This window comes from Variovorax sp. CCNWLW186 (assembly GCF_037203865.1).
Classification (GTDB): domain Bacteria; phylum Pseudomonadota; class Gammaproteobacteria; order Burkholderiales; family Burkholderiaceae_C; genus Variovorax.
On record NZ_JBBCBO010000004.1, the window covers coordinates 239,799 to 259,439 of the forward strand.

Annotated in this window: 23 protein-coding genes; 13 read left to right on the forward strand and 10 right to left on the reverse strand. The window is 66.7% G+C overall.

Features of this window, described 5'->3' with window-relative positions:
- Window positions 1-16: 16 nt before the first annotated feature.
- Window positions 17-952: an ornithine carbamoyltransferase gene (argF, locus tag V9K97_RS07155; protein WP_157612854.1), complete on the reverse strand. Its 936-nt coding sequence runs from the start codon at window positions 950-952 to the stop codon at window positions 17-19.
- Entirely contained in the window at window positions 949-2,157 is a 1,209-nt protein-coding gene (locus tag V9K97_RS07160; RefSeq protein ID WP_258504824.1) for an aspartate aminotransferase family protein, read from the reverse strand. Before V9K97_RS07160 ends, argF begins: the two co-directional genes overlap by 4 nt.
- Window positions 2,158-2,318: 161 nt before the next feature.
- Between V9K97_RS07160 and V9K97_RS07165 the strand changes: the two genes are divergently transcribed.
- Window positions 2,319-2,648, forward strand: a complete 330-nt coding sequence (locus tag V9K97_RS07165) for a DUF3579 domain-containing protein (protein ID WP_258504825.1) — start codon at window positions 2,319-2,321, stop codon at window positions 2,646-2,648.
- A 137-nt stretch (window positions 2,649-2,785) separates the two neighbouring features.
- Here V9K97_RS07165 and rpsT read toward each other — a convergent pair whose 3' ends face one another.
- Window positions 2,786-3,100 (reverse strand): 30S ribosomal protein S20, encoded by a 315-nt coding sequence (gene rpsT / locus V9K97_RS07170; protein WP_007831346.1) that lies wholly within the window; start codon window positions 3,098-3,100, stop codon window positions 2,786-2,788.
- Between the two features lie 106 nt (window positions 3,101-3,206).
- On the opposite strand from rpsT, the gene murJ reads away from it, so the two are divergent.
- From murJ to V9K97_RS07200, 6 genes are all read left to right on the forward strand, one after another.
- A complete protein-coding gene (gene murJ, locus V9K97_RS07175) occupies window positions 3,207-4,760 on the forward strand; it encodes a murein biosynthesis integral membrane protein MurJ (protein WP_337317229.1) in 1,554 nt (517 codons plus the stop codon).
- 131 nt (window positions 4,761-4,891) lie between these two features.
- Complete coding sequence (locus tag V9K97_RS07180; protein ID WP_157612858.1) at window positions 4,892-5,743, forward strand: SirB1 family protein; 852 nt, start codon at window positions 4,892-4,894, stop codon at window positions 5,741-5,743.
- A complete protein-coding gene (locus tag V9K97_RS07185; RefSeq protein WP_337317230.1) occupies window positions 5,743-6,171 on the forward strand; it encodes a bleomycin resistance protein in 429 nt (142 codons plus the stop codon). Before V9K97_RS07180 ends, V9K97_RS07185 begins: the two co-directional genes overlap by 1 nt.
- 133 nt (window positions 6,172-6,304) lie before the next feature.
- Entirely contained in the window at window positions 6,305-6,733 is a 429-nt protein-coding gene (locus V9K97_RS07190) for a YciI family protein (RefSeq protein WP_337295518.1), read from the forward strand.
- A gap of 26 nt (window positions 6,734-6,759) precedes the next feature.
- Window positions 6,760-7,179 carry a YciI family protein gene (locus tag V9K97_RS07195; RefSeq protein ID WP_258504832.1) on the forward strand — a complete coding sequence of 140 codons (420 nt, stop codon included), beginning with the start codon at window positions 6,760-6,762 and terminating at the stop codon, window positions 7,177-7,179.
- 2 nt (window positions 7,180-7,181) lie between these two features.
- Complete coding sequence (locus tag V9K97_RS07200; protein ID WP_337317232.1) at window positions 7,182-8,480, forward strand: RNA polymerase sigma factor; 1,299 nt, start codon at window positions 7,182-7,184, stop codon at window positions 8,478-8,480.
- Window positions 8,481-8,495: 15 nt separating this feature from the next.
- On the opposite strand, the gene V9K97_RS07205 is transcribed toward V9K97_RS07200, so the two are convergent.
- The 5 genes from V9K97_RS07205 to purM all read right to left on the reverse strand — a co-directional run bounded on the left by V9K97_RS07205 (window position 8,496) and on the right by purM (window position 12,923).
- Window positions 8,496-9,491 (reverse strand): GlxA family transcriptional regulator, encoded by a 996-nt coding sequence (locus V9K97_RS07205; protein WP_337317233.1) that lies wholly within the window; start codon window positions 9,489-9,491, stop codon window positions 8,496-8,498.
- Entirely contained in the window at window positions 9,461-10,084 is a 624-nt protein-coding gene (locus V9K97_RS07210; RefSeq protein WP_337317235.1) for a DJ-1/PfpI family protein, read from the reverse strand. The genes V9K97_RS07205 and V9K97_RS07210 overlap by 31 nt, the downstream gene beginning before the upstream one ends.
- The gene (locus V9K97_RS07215; protein WP_337317236.1) at window positions 10,081-10,665 is read right to left on the reverse strand and encodes a cysteine hydrolase family protein; all 585 of its coding nucleotides are present in this window, start codon (window positions 10,663-10,665) and stop codon (window positions 10,081-10,083) included. Before V9K97_RS07215 ends, V9K97_RS07210 begins: the two co-directional genes overlap by 4 nt.
- Before the next feature lie 109 nt (window positions 10,666-10,774).
- Window positions 10,775-11,839: an AI-2E family transporter gene (locus tag V9K97_RS07220; RefSeq protein WP_258504840.1), complete on the reverse strand. Its 1,065-nt coding sequence runs from the start codon at window positions 11,837-11,839 to the stop codon at window positions 10,775-10,777.
- Between the two features lie 43 nt (window positions 11,840-11,882).
- Window positions 11,883-12,923, reverse strand: coding sequence for a phosphoribosylformylglycinamidine cyclo-ligase (purM, locus tag V9K97_RS07225; RefSeq protein ID WP_258504841.1), 1,041 nt, complete (start codon window positions 12,921-12,923; stop codon window positions 11,883-11,885).
- Between the two features lie 132 nt (window positions 12,924-13,055).
- Here purM and hda point away from each other — a divergent pair, with 132 nt between their 5' ends.
- The 6 genes from hda (at window position 13,056) to V9K97_RS07255 (ending at window position 18,467) form a co-directional block, all read left to right on the forward strand.
- A complete protein-coding gene (gene hda / locus V9K97_RS07230; protein ID WP_278189369.1) occupies window positions 13,056-13,742 on the forward strand; it encodes a DnaA regulatory inactivator Hda in 687 nt (228 codons plus the stop codon).
- Between the two features lie 18 nt (window positions 13,743-13,760).
- A complete protein-coding gene (pcnB, locus tag V9K97_RS07235) occupies window positions 13,761-15,398 on the forward strand; it encodes a polynucleotide adenylyltransferase PcnB (RefSeq protein WP_337317239.1) in 1,638 nt (545 codons plus the stop codon).
- Window positions 15,395-16,054: a 2-amino-4-hydroxy-6-hydroxymethyldihydropteridine diphosphokinase gene (gene folK / locus V9K97_RS07240; RefSeq protein WP_274708794.1), complete on the forward strand. Its 660-nt coding sequence runs from the start codon at window positions 15,395-15,397 to the stop codon at window positions 16,052-16,054. Before pcnB ends, folK begins: the two co-directional genes overlap by 4 nt.
- Window positions 16,055-16,065: 11 nt before the next feature.
- Complete coding sequence (locus tag V9K97_RS07245) at window positions 16,066-16,674, forward strand: trimeric intracellular cation channel family protein (RefSeq protein ID WP_337317241.1); 609 nt, start codon at window positions 16,066-16,068, stop codon at window positions 16,672-16,674.
- Between the two features lie 124 nt (window positions 16,675-16,798).
- A complete protein-coding gene (locus V9K97_RS07250; RefSeq protein ID WP_012746613.1) occupies window positions 16,799-17,443 on the forward strand; it encodes a DUF47 domain-containing protein in 645 nt (214 codons plus the stop codon).
- Between the two features lie 13 nt (window positions 17,444-17,456).
- Entirely contained in the window at window positions 17,457-18,467 is a 1,011-nt protein-coding gene (locus tag V9K97_RS07255) for an inorganic phosphate transporter (RefSeq protein ID WP_258504846.1), read from the forward strand.
- Window positions 18,468-18,492: 25 nt separating this feature from the next.
- Here the strand turns inward: V9K97_RS07255 and V9K97_RS07260 are convergent, their stop codons facing one another.
- Window positions 18,493-18,939 carry a TM2 domain-containing protein gene (locus V9K97_RS07260; protein WP_258504847.1) on the reverse strand — a complete coding sequence of 149 codons (447 nt, stop codon included), beginning with the start codon at window positions 18,937-18,939 and terminating at the stop codon, window positions 18,493-18,495.
- Complete coding sequence (locus V9K97_RS07265) at window positions 18,936-19,460, reverse strand: GNAT family N-acetyltransferase (protein ID WP_337317242.1); 525 nt, start codon at window positions 19,458-19,460, stop codon at window positions 18,936-18,938. Before V9K97_RS07265 ends, V9K97_RS07260 begins: the two co-directional genes overlap by 4 nt.
- Window positions 19,461-19,641: the final 181 nt, after the last annotated feature.

The following is a 19,641-nucleotide window of genomic DNA, read 5'->3' on the forward strand; positions in this document are numbered from 1 at the left end:
CGCCTTCAGCTTTTTTTCAGAGCCTGCCGAGCAGCAAGAACTCCATCAACGCCTTCTGCGCGTGGAGCCGGTTCTCGGCCTCGTCCCACACCACCGACTGCGGGCCGTCGATGACTTCGGCCTGCACTTCTTCGCCGCGGTGGGCGGGCAGGCAGTGCATGAAGAGGGCGTCCGGCTGGGCGACGCGCATCATGTCTTCGTCGACGCACCAGTCGGCAAAGGCCTTGCGGCGCGCTTCGTTCTCGGACTCGTAGCCCATGCTGGTCCAGACGTCGGTGGTGACGAGGTCGGCGCCGCGGCAGGCTTCCATCGGGTCCTTGAAGACCTCGTAGCTGTCGGCCGACCGCAAGCCAGCTACGGATTGATCAACCTCGTAGCCGCTGGGCGTGCTCACATGCACCTTGAAGCCGAGAATCTCGCTCGCCTGCAGCCAGGTGTTGGCCATGTTGTTGCCGTCGCCCACCCAGGCCACCGTTTTCCCTTGGATCGAGCCGCGGTGCTCGATGTAGGTGAAGATGTCCGCAAGGATCTGGCAGGGATGGAACTCGTTGGTCAGGCCGTTGATCACCGGCACGCGCGAGTGCGCCGCAAAGGTGTCGATCTTGGTCTGCTCGTAGGTGCGGATCATCACCAGGTCGACCATGCGGCTGATCACCTTGGCGCTGTCCTCGATGGGTTCGGCGCGGCCGAGCTGGCTGTCGCCGGTGGTCAGGTGCACCACGCTGCCGCCAAGCTGGTACATGCCCGCCTCGAAGCTCACGCGGGTGCGCGTGCTGGCCTTCTCGAAAATCATTGCCAGCGTGCGGTCGGTCAGCGGCTGGTGCTTTTCGTAGGTCTTGAACTTCTTCTTGATGATCGCCATGCGATCGAAAAGATAGGCGTACTCGTCGGCCGTGAAGTCCGAGAACTGCAGGTAGTGGCGGATGGCGTTCGGCGTGGTGGCGGTCGTCATTGCGCTGCTGGCTCCGACAGGAATGTTTTGACGATGGGCGCGAGGATGGCGACGATTTCGTCGGCTTCGGCAATGCTCAGGATGAGCGGCGGAACGAGGCGGATCACCTTGTCGGCCGTCACGCTCAGCAGCAGGCCGGCATCGCAGGCGCGGTTCAGGATGACGCCGCAGGGCCGGTCGAGCTCGATGCCCAGCATCAGGCCCTGGCCGCGGATTTCCTTCACGCCCGGCAGGCCGCCGATTTCGCGTTGGAGCGCGCTCTTCAGGTGCTCGCCGACCGTGGCAGCGTTTTCGAGCAGCTTGTGCTCTTCCATGATGCGGATGGTTTCCACACCCGCACGCATGGCAAGCGGGTTGCCGCCGAAGGTGGTGCCGTGGTTGCCCGGGCCGAAGATGTTGGCGGCCTTGGGGCCGGCCACCACCGCGCCGATAGGCACGCCCGAGCCCAGGCCCTTGGCCAGCGGCATCACGTCAGGCTTGATGCCGGCCCACTGGTGCGCAAACCACTTGCCGGTGCGGCCCATGCCGCATTGCACTTCGTCGATCATCATGAGCCAGTCGCGCTCGTCGCACAGGGCGCGAACCTGCTTCAGGTAGTCCACCCGCATCGGGTTGATGCCGCCTTCGCCCTGAATGGTTTCGAAGAACACGGCCACCACGTTGGGGTTGCCTTCGGTGGCTTTCTTGAGCGCCTCGATGTCGTTCAGCGGCACGCGGATGAAGCCCTCGACCAGCGGGCCGAAGCCGGCCTGCACCTTCGGATTGCCCGTAGCGGACAGCGTGGCGATGCTGCGGCCATGGAAGGCGGCCTCGTAAACCACGATTTCAGGCCGTTCGATGCCCTTGTCGTGGCCGAACTTACGCGCGAGCTTCAGCGCGGCTTCGTTGGCTTCCAGGCCCGTGCAGCAGAAAAAGGCGTTGGTCAGGCCCGAAAGCTCGGTCAGCTTGGTGGCCAGCTGCTCCTGGCCGGGCACGTGGTAGTAGTTGGAGCTGTGGATCAGCTTGCTGATCTGGTCCTGCAGCGCGGGCACCAGCTCGGGGTGATTGTGGCCCAGCGTATTCACGGCAATGCCGCCAAGGCCGTCGAGATACGCCTTGCCCGAGGTGTCCCAGACTCGGCAGCCCTGGCCGTGCGACAGCGCGATCGGCAGGCGACCGTAGGTGTTCATGACGTGGGGCGAGGTGGGCTGGGCGGTAGCGCTCATTCGGGTTCTCCAGATAGGGAACCGCGGATTCTAGGCGTCCGGTCGGGCAGCTTCATTGAGGATTCCGCATTACAGCAATGCCCTTGGGCCGAGCGGCAAAGTGGCGCGGATAGAATCCCTTGTTGCACTGCAGCACCTGCTTGCGGGCGCCTCATTCAACGATGATTTCCCCCACTGCCAAAGAAATCTTCATCCAGGGCATCACCCATGATGGCCGGACTTTTCGCCCGAGCGACTGGGCCGAGCGGCTGGCCGGCGTCATGTGCTCTTTTCGCCCCGGGGGCGCCTATCCCGGAAGCCACCTGAGCTATTCGCCGTGGTGCGTTCCCACCACCATCAACGGTGTGAAATGCGTGGTTGTGAACCGCGCCCTGCGCGATGCCGAGCCCATGGCCTGGGACTTCTGCGTCAATTTTGCGCGCGACAACGACCTGCAGGTGGCCGAGGCTTGCCTGGTTCCCGACGCGCCCGGCGCACCGCCCAAGACCTGAGCCGGCCCGCCCCGCTTCTTCCACAAAGCGAACGCCCATGAAAAAACCGCCCGAAGGCGGTTTTTTACACTTTGCTGCAGCGCACCCCGATCAAACGGCGGACCGGAGAATTCCGATCCGGGCTTGCCTGACAGGTGTCAGGCGGCTGCCTTTTCAGGCGCGAGGGCGAGGGCCTTGACCTTCGCCGACAGGCGGCTCTTGTCGCGAGCTGCCTTGTTCTTGTGGAAGATGCCCTTGTCGGCGACGGTGTCGACGATGCTCTGGGCCTTCGCGAAGAGTTCGCTTGCCTTGGTCTTGTCGCCGGCCAGAACGGCCTTCTCGACATTCTTCACGGCGGTGCGGTACTTGGAGCGCAGCGAGGTGTTCGCAGCGTTGAGTTTGGTGTCCTGGCGGACGCGCTTACGGCCGGAGGCGAGGCGCGGGTTCTTTTTCTTGGGCTTGGCGGATGCCATGATTTAGTTCCTTAGGTGTCTGAGGATGATGCAGCAAAGCCCTCCATTATAGGCCGGGTTGGGTTTTTCACCGAATCGGGGGCTTGCCGGGCCCTACACTCGCCCCGTGTCACTGCTCAAATCCGCCTCCACCGTTTCCCTTCTGACGCTCGCATCGCGGATCACGGGCCTCGTGCGCGACGTGCTTTTCGCCTCGGTGTTCGGCGTCAGCGCGCTCACCGACGCCTTCAACGTCGCTTTTCGCATTCCCAACCTGTTCCGGCGGGTTTTCGGCGAAGGCGCCTTCAGCCAGGCCTTTGTGCCGGTGCTGGCCGGGCACAAGACCGAGGCCGGGGAAGAGGGCGCCAAGGCGCTGATCGACCACGTGGCCACGCTGCTCACCTGGGCGCTGGTGGTCGTGTGCGTGGCCGGCGTGGTCGGCGCGCCGTGGCTGGTGTGGGCCATGGCCAGCGGGCTGGAGGGCTTCGACGCAGCCGTGGTCATGACGCGCTGGATGTTTCCGTACATCGGCTTCATGTCGCTCGTGGCGCTGGCGGGCGGTGTCCTGAACACCTGGCGCAAGTTCGCGGTGCCGGCCGCCTCGCCGGTGCTGCTCAACATTTCGCTGATTCTTGCCATCGTGGCCGGCGCACCGCTGTTCAGGCGCTACGGCATCGAGCCGATCTACGCGCAGTGCGCGGGCGTGCTGGTCGGCGGCGTGCTGCAACTGGCGCTGCAGGTGCCCGCGCTGCGCGCGCTGGGCCTCATGCCGCGTATCGGCGCAACCTTCGGAGCGCTCCGCGCCGCCTGGACCGACCCGACCACGCGCAAAGTGCTGAAGCTCATGCTGCCTGCCTTGCTGGGCGTGAGCGTGGCGCAGATTTCGCTGCTCATCAATACGCAGATTGCATCGCACCTTGCCACGGGCAGCGTCACCTGGGTGGTCAATGCGGACCGCCTGATGGAGTTTCCGACCGCCATGCTGGGCGTGGCGCTTGGCGTGGTGCTGCTGCCGCAGTTGGCCGGCGCGCGCGCCGCCAAGGACGACGAGCGTTATTCGGCGCTGCTCGACTGGGGCCTGCGGCTGGTGGTGCTGCTCTCGGCGCCGTGCGCCATTGCGCTACTGCTGTTCTCGCAGCCGCTGGTTGCGGTGCTTTTTCACAACGGCGCGTATGGCGCCGAAGACGTGAGGCGCACCACGCTCGCATTGATGGGCTACGGCGTCGGACTGGTCGGCATCGTCGCCATCAAGGTGCTTGCGCCGGGCTACTACGCCAAATACGACATGCGCACGCCGGTGATCATTGCGGTGTCGGTGCTGGTGCTGACCCAGTTGCTCAACGTCTTTCTGGTGCCGGTGCTGCAGCATGCCGCGCTCACGCTCACCATTGGCATCGGCGCGGTGGTCAACGCGATCTGGCTGCTGGTGGGGCTGGTTCGCCGCGGCAGCTACAAGCCCGAGCCGGGCTGGGGCAAGTTCATTCTGCAGGTGGCGGCGGGCACGCTGGTGCTGGCCGCGTTGCTGGCCTGGGGCTCGTACTACTTCGACTGGATAGGCCTTCGGGCACAGCGCTTGCACCGCATCGGGCTGCTGGCAGCGCTGATCGCGGGGGCGGGGCTGCTGTACTTTGCCGTGCTTGCCGCCGTGGGCGTGCGGTTGCGCAGTTTCATGCGCCGTTAAGCCGCAGGTACAACGGCTGACAACAAGGCCAGATCACACCGCCGCCGGCTTCTGCAGCCGCGGCGTTTTTCGTATTGCGCAAGCTGAAAACACCGCCTTGACGCTCCCCGAATGCTCCTCTACAAAGACACATGACGTTCAGCTTTCAGGTTCCCACGGCATTGGCGTATTTCGAGTCGCTGGTGCAGAGCGACGACCACTTTCCGCTGCTCGAGGCTGCCGCCAGCCTCGCGCAGGACGAATACCCCGACCTCGACGTGCAGCAGGTGCTCGGCGACGTCGACCAGTTGCTGGCTCGCCTCAAGCGCCGGCTGCCCGCCGACGCCGCGCCGCTCGCCCGGCTGCGCGCGCTCAACCAGTTCTTCTTCAACGACCTGAACTTCGGCGGCAACGTCAACGACTACTACGACCCGGACAACAGCTACCTCAACGCTGTCCTGCGCACGCGCCGCGGCATTCCCATTTCGCTGGCGGTGCTGTGGATGGAACTGGCGCAGGGCCTGGGCCTGCAGGCGCGCGGCATCGGTTTTCCGGGGCATTTCATGCTCAAGGTCACGCTGCCGAAGGGACAGGTGGTCATCGATCCCTTCACCGGCAAGTCGCTCTCGCGCGAAGAACTCGGCGAGCGGCTGGAGCCCTACAAGCGCAGCAACGGGCTGGTCGGCGATTTCGACGTGCCGCTGGGCCTTTACCTCCAGCCCGCCAGCTCGCGCGAAATCATCGGGCGCATGCTGCGCAACCTGAAGGAAGTGCACCGCGCCCAAGAAGACTGGCAGCGCGCCATCGCCGTGCAAGACCGCCTCATTGCGCTGCTGCCCACCGCCTGGGGCGAATACCGCGACCGCGGCATTGCGCATGCCGAGCAGGGCAACACCGCGGCCGCGGTGCGCGACCTGGAAACCTACCTGGAGCATGCGGAAGACGCGCTGGACGTCGACGTCATCGCGGAGCGAGTGGCTGCCTTGCGCCGAGCGGCCAACTGATGAGCGCGCGGAACGGCGTTGCCGACGCATCCGATCTCGGCACGCTTCACGAATTTCACGGCGTGCAGCCGGTGCTGCCGGTGTCCGACGTCACGCGCGCCGCGCGCTGGTTCCGGGACATCCTGGGCTTCGAGCTCGATTTCATCGCCGGCGAGCCCCCCAGCTACGCACGCGTGAAGAAGGGCGACCGCACCTATGGCGATCCGGTCTACCTGCGCCTGTGGCAATGCAACACGCGCGGCGCCGTACCCTGGCGCGGCGAAATCGTGATCCACGTGGGCAAGGACATCGACGGCCTGCACGCCGCCTATGTGAAGCGCGGCGTCACCGTGGTCGAGCCGCCCACGTCGCAGCCCTGGGGCCTGCGCGAGTTCGCGATCCGCGAACCCGATGGGCATATCCTGCGCTTCTGCGGCTATCTGTCCTGAATTTCTGAAACATAAATTCACAAACGGATCGGCGCGAACGTGTCGATCCGGCTTCCCCTCGTCCGACGTGTGAACAGGAGCGCGCAGTTTTCAACGCCTCCGGCTTCATTCATCAACCTTCAGGAGAAACGACATGCGATTCATGGTTCTGGTCAAGGCCAACAAGGATTCCGAAGCGGGCGTGATGCCCAGCACCGAAGTGCTCACGGCCATGGGCAAGTTCAACGAGGAACTGGTCAAGGCCGGCGTGCTGCTGGCGGGCGAAGGGCTGCATCCGTCTTCAAAGGGCGCGCGCGTGCGCTGCGAAGGCTCCAAGCGTACGGTGATCGATGGCCCCTTCGCCGAGACGAAGGAGCTGCTCGCGGGTTTCTGGCTGCTGCAGGTCAAGTCGAAGGAAGAAGCCATCGAATGGATCAAGCGCAGCCCGTTCCAAGAGGGCGAGATCGAGATCCGCCAGGTGTTCGAGGCCTCCGATTTCGGCGATTCCATGACGCCCGAACTGCTGGCGCAGGAAGACCGCCTGCGCGCCGAGACCGAGGCCCGCAGCAAGGCCGGCAACTGAATGAAACCGCATCAAGGAGACCTGCCATGCGATTCATGCTGCTGATGATTCCCCACGGCTACGAAACAGCCGCACCCGGCACCATTCCGGACGACGTCGAAGCGGTCGGGGCCATGATGGCCTACAACGAGTCGATGCAGAAGGCCGGCATCCTGATCAGCTGCGACGGCCTGCACCCGCCCTCGATGGGTGCGCGCGTGAGCTTTCCGGGCCGCAAGCCCAAGGTGGTCGACGGTCCTTTCGCCGAAGCCAAGGAAGTGCTCGGCGGCTACTGGATCATCGACGTGCCCTCGCGCGCCGATGCGATCGAATGGGCCACCCGCTGCCCCGGCAGCGAAAACGAAGTGATCGAGGTCCGCCAGATCCAGGAGATTGCCGATTACCCGCCAGACGTGCAGGCCCTGACGGCCGAGATGGCGTCGATGCAGGCGGTCAAGAAGGCATAGGGATGAGCGCTGCGGCCCGGGACGAGGCCGCCATTCACCGCACCATCGAGGCGGTGTGGCGCATCGAGTCCGCGAAGATCATTGCCACCGTTGCGCGCATGGTGCGCGACGTGGGCCTGGCCGAAGAGCTGGCCCAGGACGCGCTGGTCTCGGCCCTGGAGCAATGGAGCGAAACCGGCGTGCCCGACAACCCCGCCGCCTGGCTCACTGCCGTGGCCAAGCGCCGCGCACTCGACCGACTGCGCCATCGGCAAATGGCCGAGCACAAGGCCGGCGAGATCGGCCGCGAACTCGACGCACAGCACGAAATGGCGCAGGCCGATTTCGCCGAAGCGGTCGATGCCGCGCTCGACGACGATATCGGCGACGACCTGTTGCGGCTGGTGTTCACCGCCTGCCATCCGGTGCTTGCGACCGAGGCGCGCGTGGCGCTCACGCTTCGCCTGATGGGCGGCCTCACGACGGACGAAATTGCCCGGGCGTTCCTTGTGCCAGAGGCCACCGTGGCGCAGCGCATCGTGCGCGCCAAGCGCAGTCTTCTCGAAGCGCGCGTGCCCTTCGAAGTGCCGCGCCGGCACGAGCTCGAGGCGCGGCTCGCCTCGGTGCTCGAAGTGCTCTACCTGATCTTCAACGAAGGCTATTCGGCCACGGCGGGTGACGACTGGATGCGGCCCGCGCTGTGCGACGAAGCCATGCGGCTCGGCCGGATCGTGGCCGAGCTCGTGCCCGATGCGTCGGAAGTGCACGGCCTGGTGGCGTTGATGGAGATTCAGGCGTCCCGCACGGCGGCCCGTGTCGGCCCGTCGGGCGAGCCGGTGCTGCTGCTGGAGCAGAACCGCGCTCGCTGGGACCACATGCTGATTCGCCGCGGCCTGGCGGCACTTGCGCGTGCGGAGGCTCTTGGCGGAGCCTTGGGGCCCTATGCCTTGCAAGCCGCCATTGCCGCTTGCCATGGCCGCGCGCGAACGGCTGTGGAAACCGATTGGCCTCGCATTGCGGCGTTGTACGACGCGCTGGCCGAGCTTTCTCCGTCGCCTGTCGTCGAGTTGAACCGCGCGGTGGCGCTGTCCATGGCGTTCGGGCCCGCAACGGGGCTGGAGGTGGTGGATGCGCTGCTCGCCGAGCCCGCATTGCAGGGCTATCACTTGCTGCCGGCGGTGCGCGGAGACCTGCTCTTCAAGCTGGGCCGCCGCGACGAGGCGCGCAACGAATTCGATCGCGCCGCCTCGCTCACGCGCAACACGCGCGAGCGGACGCTGCTGCTTGCGCGGGCACGCGCCTGCCTTCTTCCGCCTGCCTGATTGCGCACCGAGCCGCTAGGCGGTCGGCGAAGACGCGGCAGCCGAAGGCGAGCCCGGCAATCCGAACTGATGCCACGCGCGCCGCAATTGCGTGTCCGAGCCGAAGCCCGAGATTTCCGCCGCCCGAGTCACGCTCGCGCCCGAGGCCAGCGCGAGCTGCGCCGCCGCCAGCCGCAGCCGGCGCAGATAGGCCAGGGGCGCCACGCCTGCGTGCTCCACGAACAGCCGCGTCAGGTGCCGCGCCGAGGTGTGGGCCACTTCCGCCATGCGAGGCACGTTCCAGTCGGCCTGGGGCTGCTCGCTGACGGCGTCCTGCACACGGTGCAGGGCGGCATGCAGATGGTTCCGGTAAGCCAGAAAAGGCGAAAGCTCCGGGTCGTGCGGGCCGCGCCGCTGCGCCACCACCATCGTTTGCGCCACTTGGGCCGCGAGCGCTTCGCCGCACACGTCCGCGATGCGGTGCAGCACCAGGTCGATGCCGGTCGTGACTCCCGCGCTGCTGTAGACGGGCGGGTCGATCACGAACACGCGGTTGGCGACCACGTCGCAGCGCGGCTCCACCGAGCGCAACTCGTCCAGGTGATGGTGGTGCGTGGTGGCGCGCCGGCCGGAGAGCGCGCCCGCATGCGCCGCCAGCAGGGCGCCCGCGCACACGGTGACCAGCTCGAGCCGGCCGCGTTCGAAGCGCTGGCCGCGCAGCCAGTGCAGCAGGTCCTGCGTCTCGGCGTTGTCGATCGCGATGAAGTCGCCGGGCAGCCCGACCAGCACCACCCACGCCGGCCCATGCCATTGCGCCGGCAATGGCGCAAGGTTGGCAAGCGCCACGCCCACCGAGCCGACGGAGGTAGGCCGCGGGCTGGCGAATTCGATCTCGAAGCGCTCCGGCTGGCCGGCGGCGCGCAGCCGCTGGTTGGCGATGCGCAACGCCTCGGCAGGCCCAGCCCAATCGAGCACCAGGCTGCCCGGCAGCAGCACGAACACTACGCGGATGGGTGGTTGCCGGAGTTCCATGCGTAGTCCATCTGGCGCGCCGTGCGTTCGGCCAGCGCGCGGCCGGCCAGCCGCTCGACCAGGTACAGGCTCATGTCGATGCCTGCGCTGATACCCGCGGAGCTGACGACGCGGCCGCTGTCGATCCAGCGTTCGCCTTCGCGCACGTCCAGGAGCGGGAACTGTTCGCGCAGGTCTGCAATGTCTTCCCAGTGGGTGGTGACGGCCTCTTGTGTGAGCACGCCGCTTTTTGCGAGCAGGAACACGCCGGTGCATACCGAGGCGACCAGCTGTGCGCCGGCCGCGCATTTCGCGATCCAGCGCAGGGTGGCGGGGCTTGCCATCGGCGCATCGACCACGCCGCCGGGCACGATCAGGAGGTCCGCCGTGGGATTGTCGGCCAGGTCGTGGTCCGCCAGCAGACGCAGGCCGGCACGTGCCTGCACGGGCTGGCCTGCGCTTGCGAGCGCCACGGAGGCGACCTCGAACGGCGCCTCCGTGCCGGGATTCAGGCGCTGGCTGACGCGGCTCGCCGTGGTGAACACCTCGAACGGGCCCGCAAAGTCGAGAGCCTCGACACCGTCGAAGGCAAGGATGAGTACCCGCAGGGTCATGCCGCCACTGTCTCGGCGGAAAGGGCGCCGGCGCGTTCGAGCGCCTGATCCACAGTGCAGACGGTGGCAAACCGGCCGTCCAGCACGGCTGCCGTGCGGGCTTTGATGTCAGCCGCGGCAAGCGGGCGGCCGTCGGGTTGCACCATGTCGAAAGTGAGCGTGGCCTCGGTCACGTAGTCGACCTCCCAGCCCAGGTCGGACGCATGGCGCGTGGTGGTTTCGCAGCATTGCTCGGTGCGGATGCCGCTTACGATGAGCCGGCCGATGCCCTGCTGCGTGAGCCAGATGTCGAGCCCGCTGTTGACCAGCGCGCTGTGGCGGTGCTTGGTGAATGTGGCTGCGGCTTCGAATGCCGCCAGGCCTTCGATCGGCCGCACCAGGCCCGACTCGACGGCGAAAGGGTGGCTTGCGACGGCAGGCTCATCGACATGGAAGACCCGCACGATCGGAATGCCGGCGGCCGCGCATGCTTCGATCAGCGCGTTCTGGGCGGCGAAATAAGGCCGCGCGACATCTTCGGACCAGTAGGCGCGTTGGCGGAAGGATTCCTGCGCGTCGATCACTATCAGACACGATTTCATGGGTATGGGGCTCGAAGGGCGGAGTGAATGATGCCGCCTATTCTTCTGCGCCGCCAGCCCGTGGTCCGCGCCAAAGCGGACCAGAACCGATCAAATCAGGACATCGGAGCTAGACCAGGCCGGCGGCCTGCAGCTCTTTCTTGAGGTAAGCGTAGAAAAGCGGCGCCGCCACCAGCCCGGCCGGGCCGAACACCGCCTCGGCCACGAACATCACCGCCAGCAGCTCCCACACCCGCATTTGCGTGCGGCTGCCGACCACCTTGGCGTTGATCACGTATTCCGCCTTGTGGATGATGATGAGGAACACCAGGCAGGCCAGCGCCGTGATCGGCGAGACGGACAGCGCCACCAGCGTGATCACCGCATTGCAGACCAGGTTGCCCACGATCGGCACTAAGCCGGCCACGAAGGTCAGCGTGATGAGTGCCGGCGTGTAGGGCAGGTGCGGCCCCCAGAGCGGCAGCAGGAACAGCAGGAAGATGGCGGTCAGCAGGGTGTTGAATGCCGCAATCCAGAACTGCGCCGCAACGATCTGCCCGAACGCCTCGCCGAAGATGGTGATGCGGCGGTAGAGCTGCGCGGCCAGGGGCCGGCGCTGCAGGGGAGGCGGCGCAATGGCGGCCAGCCCGCCCACGATGAGGCCCACATAGGCAAACAGCAGGCCGCCCAGCCAGGCGCGCCCCGCCAGCGCCAGCGAGCCGGCCTGCGCCCGGAGGTAGTTGGCGACCACGCGCTGCACCTCGGCCGCTCCTTCCGGCAGGTAGACCGCAATTTCGGGTGGCAGCTTGAGCCGCAGTTCCAACACCGTGCGGGCCGTGTAGTCGAGCAGTTCGCGGTACTGGTCGGGTGCGTCGACGATGTACTCGCGCGCTTGCGACAGCCCCACCGATATCAGCGCGATGGGCGCCAGCAGCACCAGCGTGACCGCCAGTACCCGCGCCAGCACATCGGCACGGGCTTGCGGCAGCCTTGCCCGGCCGAGGCCGCCGCCGATCAGGCGCGCAAAACGGCGGGTGGCGAGAAAGCCGATGCATACGCACAGCAGCCCGGGCAGCAGGTGCTGCCACATCACCAGCAGCAGGGCGGCCGGCATCAGCAGGTAGCTGGCCAGCACCACGTTGCGCGAGGCGGGCTGTGGCTTGGTGTCGATGTTGACGACGAGCGGTTTGGTCATCAGGGACCGGGTGCTGCGCTGGTTGCGAGCCTCGGAAAGAGGATCAACCGACCACCACGGCGGCGCCGGTGCCCCGCTCGGCGATGGTGCCGATCTCGTACACCGCTTCGCCGGCCGTGCGCAGCGTGGCGGCGCAGGCGGCGGCTTCGGCCGCGTCGATCACCACCACCATGCCAATGCCGTTGTTGAAGGTGCGGTTCATCTCGATGTCATCGATGCCGGCCACCTTCTGGAGCCACGCAAAGAGCTCGGTCTGCGGCCAGCTGCCCTTCTTGAGGTGGGCCGCCGTGCCTTCGGGCAGCACGCGCGGAATGTTCTCGAGCAGGCCGCCGCCGGTAATGTGCGCCAGCGCCTTGATCGGGTGCTTGGCCAGCGCCTCGAGCACCGGCTTCACATAAAGGTGGGTGGGCTCCATCACGGCCTGGCGGAAGGGCTTGCCGTCGAGCGTGGCGGGCAAATCGGCACCCGCGCGTTCGATCACCTTGCGCACCAGGCTGAAACCGTTGGAATGCACGCCGGCCGAGGCCAGGCCCAGCACCACGTCGCCGGGCTTGACGTTCTGGCCTGTGAGGATCTTCGATTTTTCGACCGCGCCGACCGCAAAGCCCGCCAGGTCGTATTCGCCGGCCGGGTACATGCCGGGCATTTCGGCGGTTTCGCCGCCGATCAGCGCGCAGCCGGAGATTTCGCAGCCGCGGGCAATGCCGCCGATCACGGCTGCGGCCGTGTCCACGTCGAGCTTGCCGCAGGCGAAATAGTCGAGGAAGAAGAGAGGCTCGGCGCCCTGCACCAGCACGTCGTTGACGCTCATGGCCACCAGGTCGATGCCCACGGTGTCGTGCATGTTCCATTCGAAGGCCAGCTTGAGCTTGGTGCCCACGCCGTCGGTGCCGCTCACCAGCACCGGCTCCTTGTAGCGCTTGGGCACCTCGAACAGCGCGCCGAAGCCGCCGATGCCGGCCAGCACGCCTTCGCGCAGGGTCTTCTTGGCCAGGGGCTTGATGCGGTCGACCAGGGCGTCGCCGGCATCGATATCGACACCGGCATCCTTGTAGCTGAGCGGGGTGGGCGTAGGGGAAGTCATGGTCGGACGATGTCGAGAAAGGGACGGGAAGGAGGCGAAGAGGTGGAGGCGCCGGCAACCGAAGCGGCCGGGCCGATAGAATTCCTCACGATTTTAAGGGCCCCAGCGGCCCCTTCCATGAACCTTCCCGGGATGAAACAGCTCGCGCTCGATATCGGCATTGCGACGGGCCCCAGCTTCGACGCTTTTTTTGCCGGCCCGAACGAGGCGGCGCTGCGGCACCTGCAACTGTGGGTGGGCGGCGCCGGCAATTCGGTGCCGCACTCTCCTGTGCCCACCTATCTGTGGGGCGAAGGCGGCAGTGGCAAGACCCATCTGCTCGAATCGGTGCGTGTCGCACTGCGCGAGCAGGGCGCGAGCGTGGGCTGGCTGCACGCCGGCCTGCTGGAGCCGCCCGAGTTCGACGAGCGCTGGGGCGCCGTGCTGCTCGACGACGTGCACTTGTACACCGCCGTGCAGCAGCACGCGGCCTTCAACTGGTTCGTCAACGCGCAAACCCTGCAGCGCGGCGTGGTGGCCGCCGGCGCTTTGCCGCCGGCCGACCTGTCGCTGCGCGAAGACCTTCGCACCCGGCTGGGCTGGGGCCACGTGTTCCACCTGCAGGTGCTGAGCGAAAGCGAACGCCGCGCGGTGCTGCGCCAGGCGGCCGATGCGCGGGGCGTCATGCTGTCGGACGACGTGCTCGACTACATGCTGCACCGCTTCAGCCGCGACCTGGGCAGCCTGATGGAGCTGCTCACGCAGCTCGACGGTTATGCCCTGCAGACACAGCGCGCGATCACGATCCCGCTGATCCGATCCATGCTCGAAAACGAATAAGAAGAGCTTCAACCAACAATGATCAAGAAATTCATCGACAAGCTGCTCGGCAAATCGGCCGGCGGCGCGCAGGGCAAGAGCCGCTTCGGCAAGCGCCAGGAGGTGCCTGCGGAGGTTCACAAGATCGATCCGGCCCTGGTCGACGAACGCGCGAAAAACGTGGTCACCACGCTCCAGCAGGCAGGCTACGAGGCTTATGTGGTGGGCGGCGCGGTGCGCGACCTGCTGCTGGGCCTGCGTCCGAAGGACTTCGACGTGGCCACCAATGCCACGCCCGAGCAGGTCAAGTCGCTTTTCAGGCGCGCCTTCATCATCGGGCGGCGCTTTCGCATCGTGCACGTGGTGTACGGCCGGGGCCGCGAGCATGAGGTGATCGAGGTCTCGACCTTCCGCGCCTACATGGACAACGCCGCCGCCGAGCAGGTGGCCGGCAACGAGCGCACCAGCAAGGGCGAACTTGCGAGCATGAAGCACGCGGTGGACGCCAGCGGCCGCGTGCTGCGCGACAACGTGTGGGGCCCGCAGGAAGAAGACGCGGCGCGCCGCGACTTCACCGTGAACGCCATGTACTACGACCCGGCCAACCAGATCGTGGTCGACTATCACAACGGCATCAAGGACGCGCAAAAGCTCACCCTGCGGATGATCGGCGACCCGGCCACGCGCTACCGCGAAGACCCGGTGCGCATCATTCGCGCCATTCGCTTCTCGGCCAAGCTCGCGGCACTGGGCTTCAAGATGGAAGCCAAGACGGCGGCCCCGCTGGTCGAGTCGAGCAAGCTGCTGGCCGACGTGCCGCAAAGCCGCCTGTTCGACGAAATGCTCAAGCTGCTGCAAACCGGCCATGCCATTGCCACGGTCGAGCAGCTGCGCAAGCTGGGCCTTGTCACGGGCATCTATCCGCTACTCGATGTGGTGGTGGAGCGTGCCGATTCACCTTTCGTGAAGGCCGCCCTGCAGGACACCGACCGCCGCGTGGGCGAAGGCAAACCCGTGGCGCCCAGCTTCCTGCTGGCCTGCGTGCTGTGGGCCGATGTGCGCGACGGCTGGGCCCAGCGCATCGAAGGCCGGCACGGCCAGCGCCCGCAGCCGCCTTTCCCGGCCCTGCAAGACGCCATCGACGACGTGTTCAACGCCCGTATCGGAGATGTGTCGGGCCGCGGCAAGCTCGCCGGCGACATGCGCGAGATCTGGATGATGCAGCCGCGCTTCGACAAGCGCACCGGCTCCACCCCCTACAGCCTGGTCGAGCAGGCGCGGTTCCGTGCCGCCTTCGACTTCATGCGGCTGCGCGCGGATGTTGGCGAGGTCAGCGAAGCCATTGCCGAATGGTGGCAGGAGTTCAGCACCGCCGACGACGTGCGCCGGCAAGACCTGCTGGAGCAGGTGCGCGACGAACAAAAGACCCGCCAGCGCGTGCGCACGCGCGACCCCGTGGCGCCGAAACCCCGCAGTGAACCGGCTGCCCGCCACCGCCAGGCCGACGCCGAGCCGCGGCAGGGCGACGACGAGGAAGAAGCGGAAGTCGAGGCCGGCGCCGTGCCGCCCGATGGCGAAGCGGCCGCGCCGCGCAAGCGCCGCCGACGCCGCAAGCCGCGCACCGGCGGTGGCGGCAGTAGTGGCGGCGAGGGCGGCGGGAGCGCCGAAGGCGCATGAGCACGTCCGACCTGCCGAAGGACGGCAAGAAGAGTTCCAAGACCAGTGACAAGGCCAAGGCCGCTCCACCGCGCGCGGGCGGTGCCAGGCCCCCGCCGGCCGGCGCCAGGAAGGGCCCGCCCGGCACCCCTCCTGCGCGCCGTGCGCCTGCCCGCGCCCCCACGAGTCGCCCGCGCGGCCCGCGCGAGGACTACCCCACCGTGCAGGCCTTCGTCGCCATCGGCGCCAACCTGGGCGATGCCGAGGCGGCCGTGAAGGCCGCCATGACTGCGATCGGCGCGTTGCAGCGGACCCAGGTGACGGCCCGTTCATCGCTCTATCGCAGTGAGCCGGTGGATGCCGAGGGCCCCGATTTCATCAACGCCGTGGTGGCCGTGCGCACTGGCCTGGACGCCGAGCAGTTCCTCGTTGCGTTGCAGCGCCTCGAGACGCAGGCCGGCCGCGAAAGGCCATTCCCCAATGCGCCGCGCACGCTCGATCTCGACCTGCTGATGCACGGCAATTCGGTGATCGACACGCCGACGCTGACCCTGCCGCACCCCCGCATGCGCGAGCGCGCCTTCGTGCTGAAGCCGCTCGCTGAAATCGCGCCCGACAAGGTGCCGCGCGCTGCGCTGGCACGCGTCACAGGCCAGGTGGTCAAGCGCATCGTCTGAAAAAGGCGGCCGTGCTGCTTTACGTCCTCGATCTCGCCGGTGTGGCGGTCTTCGCGGTCAGTGGAGCACTGGGGGCTGGCCATGCGGGCCTCGACTGGCTGGGCGTGGTGGTGATCGCCTCGGTTACGGCGGTGGGCGGCGGCACGCTGCGCGACCTGCTGCTCGACCGCCATCCGGTGTTCTGGATCCGCGACACCCGCTACGTCTACGTGATCCTGGCGGCAGCGGCGCTCACGATCGCCTGGGTGCACCTGATGCCGCTGCCCGAGCACGCGCTGGCCGTGGCCGACGCGCTGGGCCTCGGCCTGTTCGCCATCACGGGCGCGCAGATCGCCGAAGAGCGGCGCCTTCCGGCGGTCATCGTGATACTGGTCGGCACCATGAGCGGCGCCGCCGGAGGCCTGCTGCGCGACGTACTCACGGCCCGCATCCCGCTGTTGCTGAGCAGCGGCATCTACGGCTCGGCCGCCATCGCGGGAATTGCGGTCTATCTGCTCCTGCAGGCCGCCGGCACGCCGCGCCGCTGGGCGTTTCATGCCGGCCTGCTGCTGATCGTGGTGCTCCGGCTGGGCGGCATCTACGGCGGGTGGCACCTGCCAGTACTGCGTTTGCCGGGCTGAAATCGCGGTCGCCCTGCGGCCTGAAAACCAGTTCGGACGGGGTCGGACCGGCGCGCCCGTTAAACTTCGTCGGTTTTTCATGAAGGCGTCATGAAATTGTGATTGACGCGCCCCAGGAGTTCCAATGTTCGGCAAGCTGCTGCCCCGCGAGGGGAATTTTTTCGAGATGTTCAACCAGCACGCCGAGCGCATCGTCGAAGCGGCGCGGGCGTTCGAGCAACTCGTGGCCAATTACAGCGACGTGCACCTGCGCGAGCAGTACAACCGCGACGTCGACAATGCCGAGCGCGCGGCCGACCGCGTGACGCACGACGTCAACCGGCTCATCCATAAGACTTTCATCACGCCCATCGACCGCGAGCAGATCCACAAGCTCATCAATACGATGGACGACGTGGCCGACCTGATCCAGGATTCGGCCGAGACCATGGCGCTGTACGACGTGCGGCACATGACCGACGAGATCGTCCGCCTCACGGCCCTGAGCGTGAAGTGCTGCGACCGCCTGAAGGACGCCGTCAAGTTTCTCGGCAAGATCGCCGATCCGGCTGTGGCCGAGGCCACGCTGAAGACCTGCGAGGAAATCGACCGCCTCGAATCCGACGCCGACCGCGTGATGCGAAGCGCCATGAGCAAGCTGTTCCGCGAGGAGCCCGACGTTCGCGAGGTGATCAAGCTCAAGGCAATCTACGAGTTGCTCGAGACGATCACCGACAAATGCGAAGACGTGGCCAACGTGATCGAGGGCATCGTCCTCGAGAACTCCTGAGCGGTAGCGATCGATGGCAACGGTTCAGGTCGCCCTCTGGGTGGTGATATTGCTGGTCGCGCTCGCGATCGCCTTCGACTTCATGAACGGCTTCCACGACGCGGCGAACTCGATCGCCACCGTGGTGTCGACCGGCGTGCTCAAACCTGGGCACGCGGTGCTGTTCGCGGCCTTCTTCAACCTGATCGCGATCTTCATCTTTCACCTGAGCGTGGCGGCCACGGTGGGCAAGGGCATTGCCCAGCCTGGGGTGGTGGATGTGCACGTGGTCTTCGGCGCGCTCATCGGCGCCATCAGCTGGAACCTGGTGACCTGGTACTACGGCATTCCGAGCAGCTCGTCGCACGCGCTGATCGGCGGCATCGTGGGCGCCGTGATCGCGAAGACGGGTGCCAGCGGCCTGGTGGCCACCGGCATCTGGAAGACCGTGGCCTTCATCTTCGTTTCGCCGTTCCTCGGATTCGTGCTGGGCTCGATGATGATGGTGGTGGTGGCCTGGGGTTTCCGGCGCGCCACCCCGTCGCGGGTCGACCGATGGTTCCGGCGGCTGCAGCTGGTTTCGGCCGGGGCCTACAGCCTGGGCCACGGCGGCAACGATGCGCAGAAGACCATCGGCATCATCTGGATGCTGCTGATTGCCACCGGCTATGCCACGGCCGGCGATGCGGCGCCGCCCAACTGGGTCATCGTGAGCTGCTACGCCGCCATTGCCCTGGGCACCATGTTCGGCGGCTGGCGCATCGTGAAGACCATGGGCCAGAAGATCACCAAGCTCAAGCCCGTGGGCGGCTTCTGCGCCGAAACCGGCGGTGCGCTCACGCTGTTCCTGGCCACCGCGCTGGGCATTCCGGTGTCGACCACGCACACCATCACCGGCGCGATCGTCGGCGTGGGTTCCGCGCAGCGCGCGAGCGCCGTGCGTTGGGGCGTGGCGGGCAACATCGTCTGGGCCTGGATCTTCACGATTCCGGCGTCGGCTTTCGTGGCCGCAATCGCTTACTGGCTCAGCCTGCAGATTTTCTGAGGCCGGCAGAGCTGGCGCGCGCCAGCTACTGCGAAATCTTCCGGCCTTCTTCGACCTGGTGTTCGAAGTAGCGCTGAAAGCTGAACACGATGCTGGCCATGAGCACGGTGCTGCCGAAGAAGAGCGCAAGCACCACCGCGCCGATGGTGGCCCAGCTCGTGCGGCCCGGCTCGGCATCCGGCGGCGCGCCGGCGTTGAAGCGGGCGTTCCACTTCTCGGGCGTCATAAGGCCATAGATGATGGCCATCAACGCGCAGCCCGCAATGGTGAAGCCCAGCAGCGGAATCAGCACCCAGCTCCAGCCGTCGTCCACGCCGTACATGCGCACGCGCTCCATGCCGTAGAGGCCCAGCGCCGTGGGAATGGGCAGCAGCCAGCCGAGCCAGTCGCCCATGCCGCGCAGGTAGAAGCGGTGCAGGCCCAACGGGCCGCCGAGGAAAGAGAGCCAGGCGGCAACGGTTTTGTTTTTCATTCGGGTTTGGTGGTGCTGCCTTCACCGAGCACTTTTTCCATCAGGACCACATCGCGCCACTCGCCGAACTTCCAGCCGCAGTCCTTGAGCACGCCCACGTGCGTGAAACCGTTGCGGCGGTGCACGCCGACGGAGCCTGCATTGGCCGAATCGCCGATGACCGCGATCAGCTTGCGGACGCCGACCGCTTCGGCGGCCTGTGAAAGGGCGGCCAGGAGCTGCGCGCCAAGGCCCTTGCCGCGCGCGGCTTCGGACATGTAGATCGAGTCTTCCGCCGAAAACCGGTAGGCCGGGCGCGGTTTGAACCAGTTGCAGTAGGCAAAACCCAACACTTCTCCATTTTCTTCGGCAACAAGGTAGGGCAGGTTCTTGCCGAGCACATCGGCACGCCGCGCAGCCATGTCGGCGGCAGAGGGGGCTTCGGTTTCAAAGGTGCCGGTGCCGTTCAGCACGTGGTGGGCATAGATGGCCGTGATGGCCGCGATGTCTTCGTCGCGGCTGGGGCGGATGGTGAGGGTCATGCAGGTCGCAAGCAAACGGCGCAAAGGCCGGAGTTCGGAGAAAACGCAGGTCGGGCTATAATCGCAGGCTTTTCAGCGTGTCGCTGGCCGGGTGGCCATGTCGCGTGTCTCGACGTTGAAAGAACACTGTGAGCGGGCTTCTTGTTTAGAAAACGGGCTTGCTGCACCACCCAAGGATAAA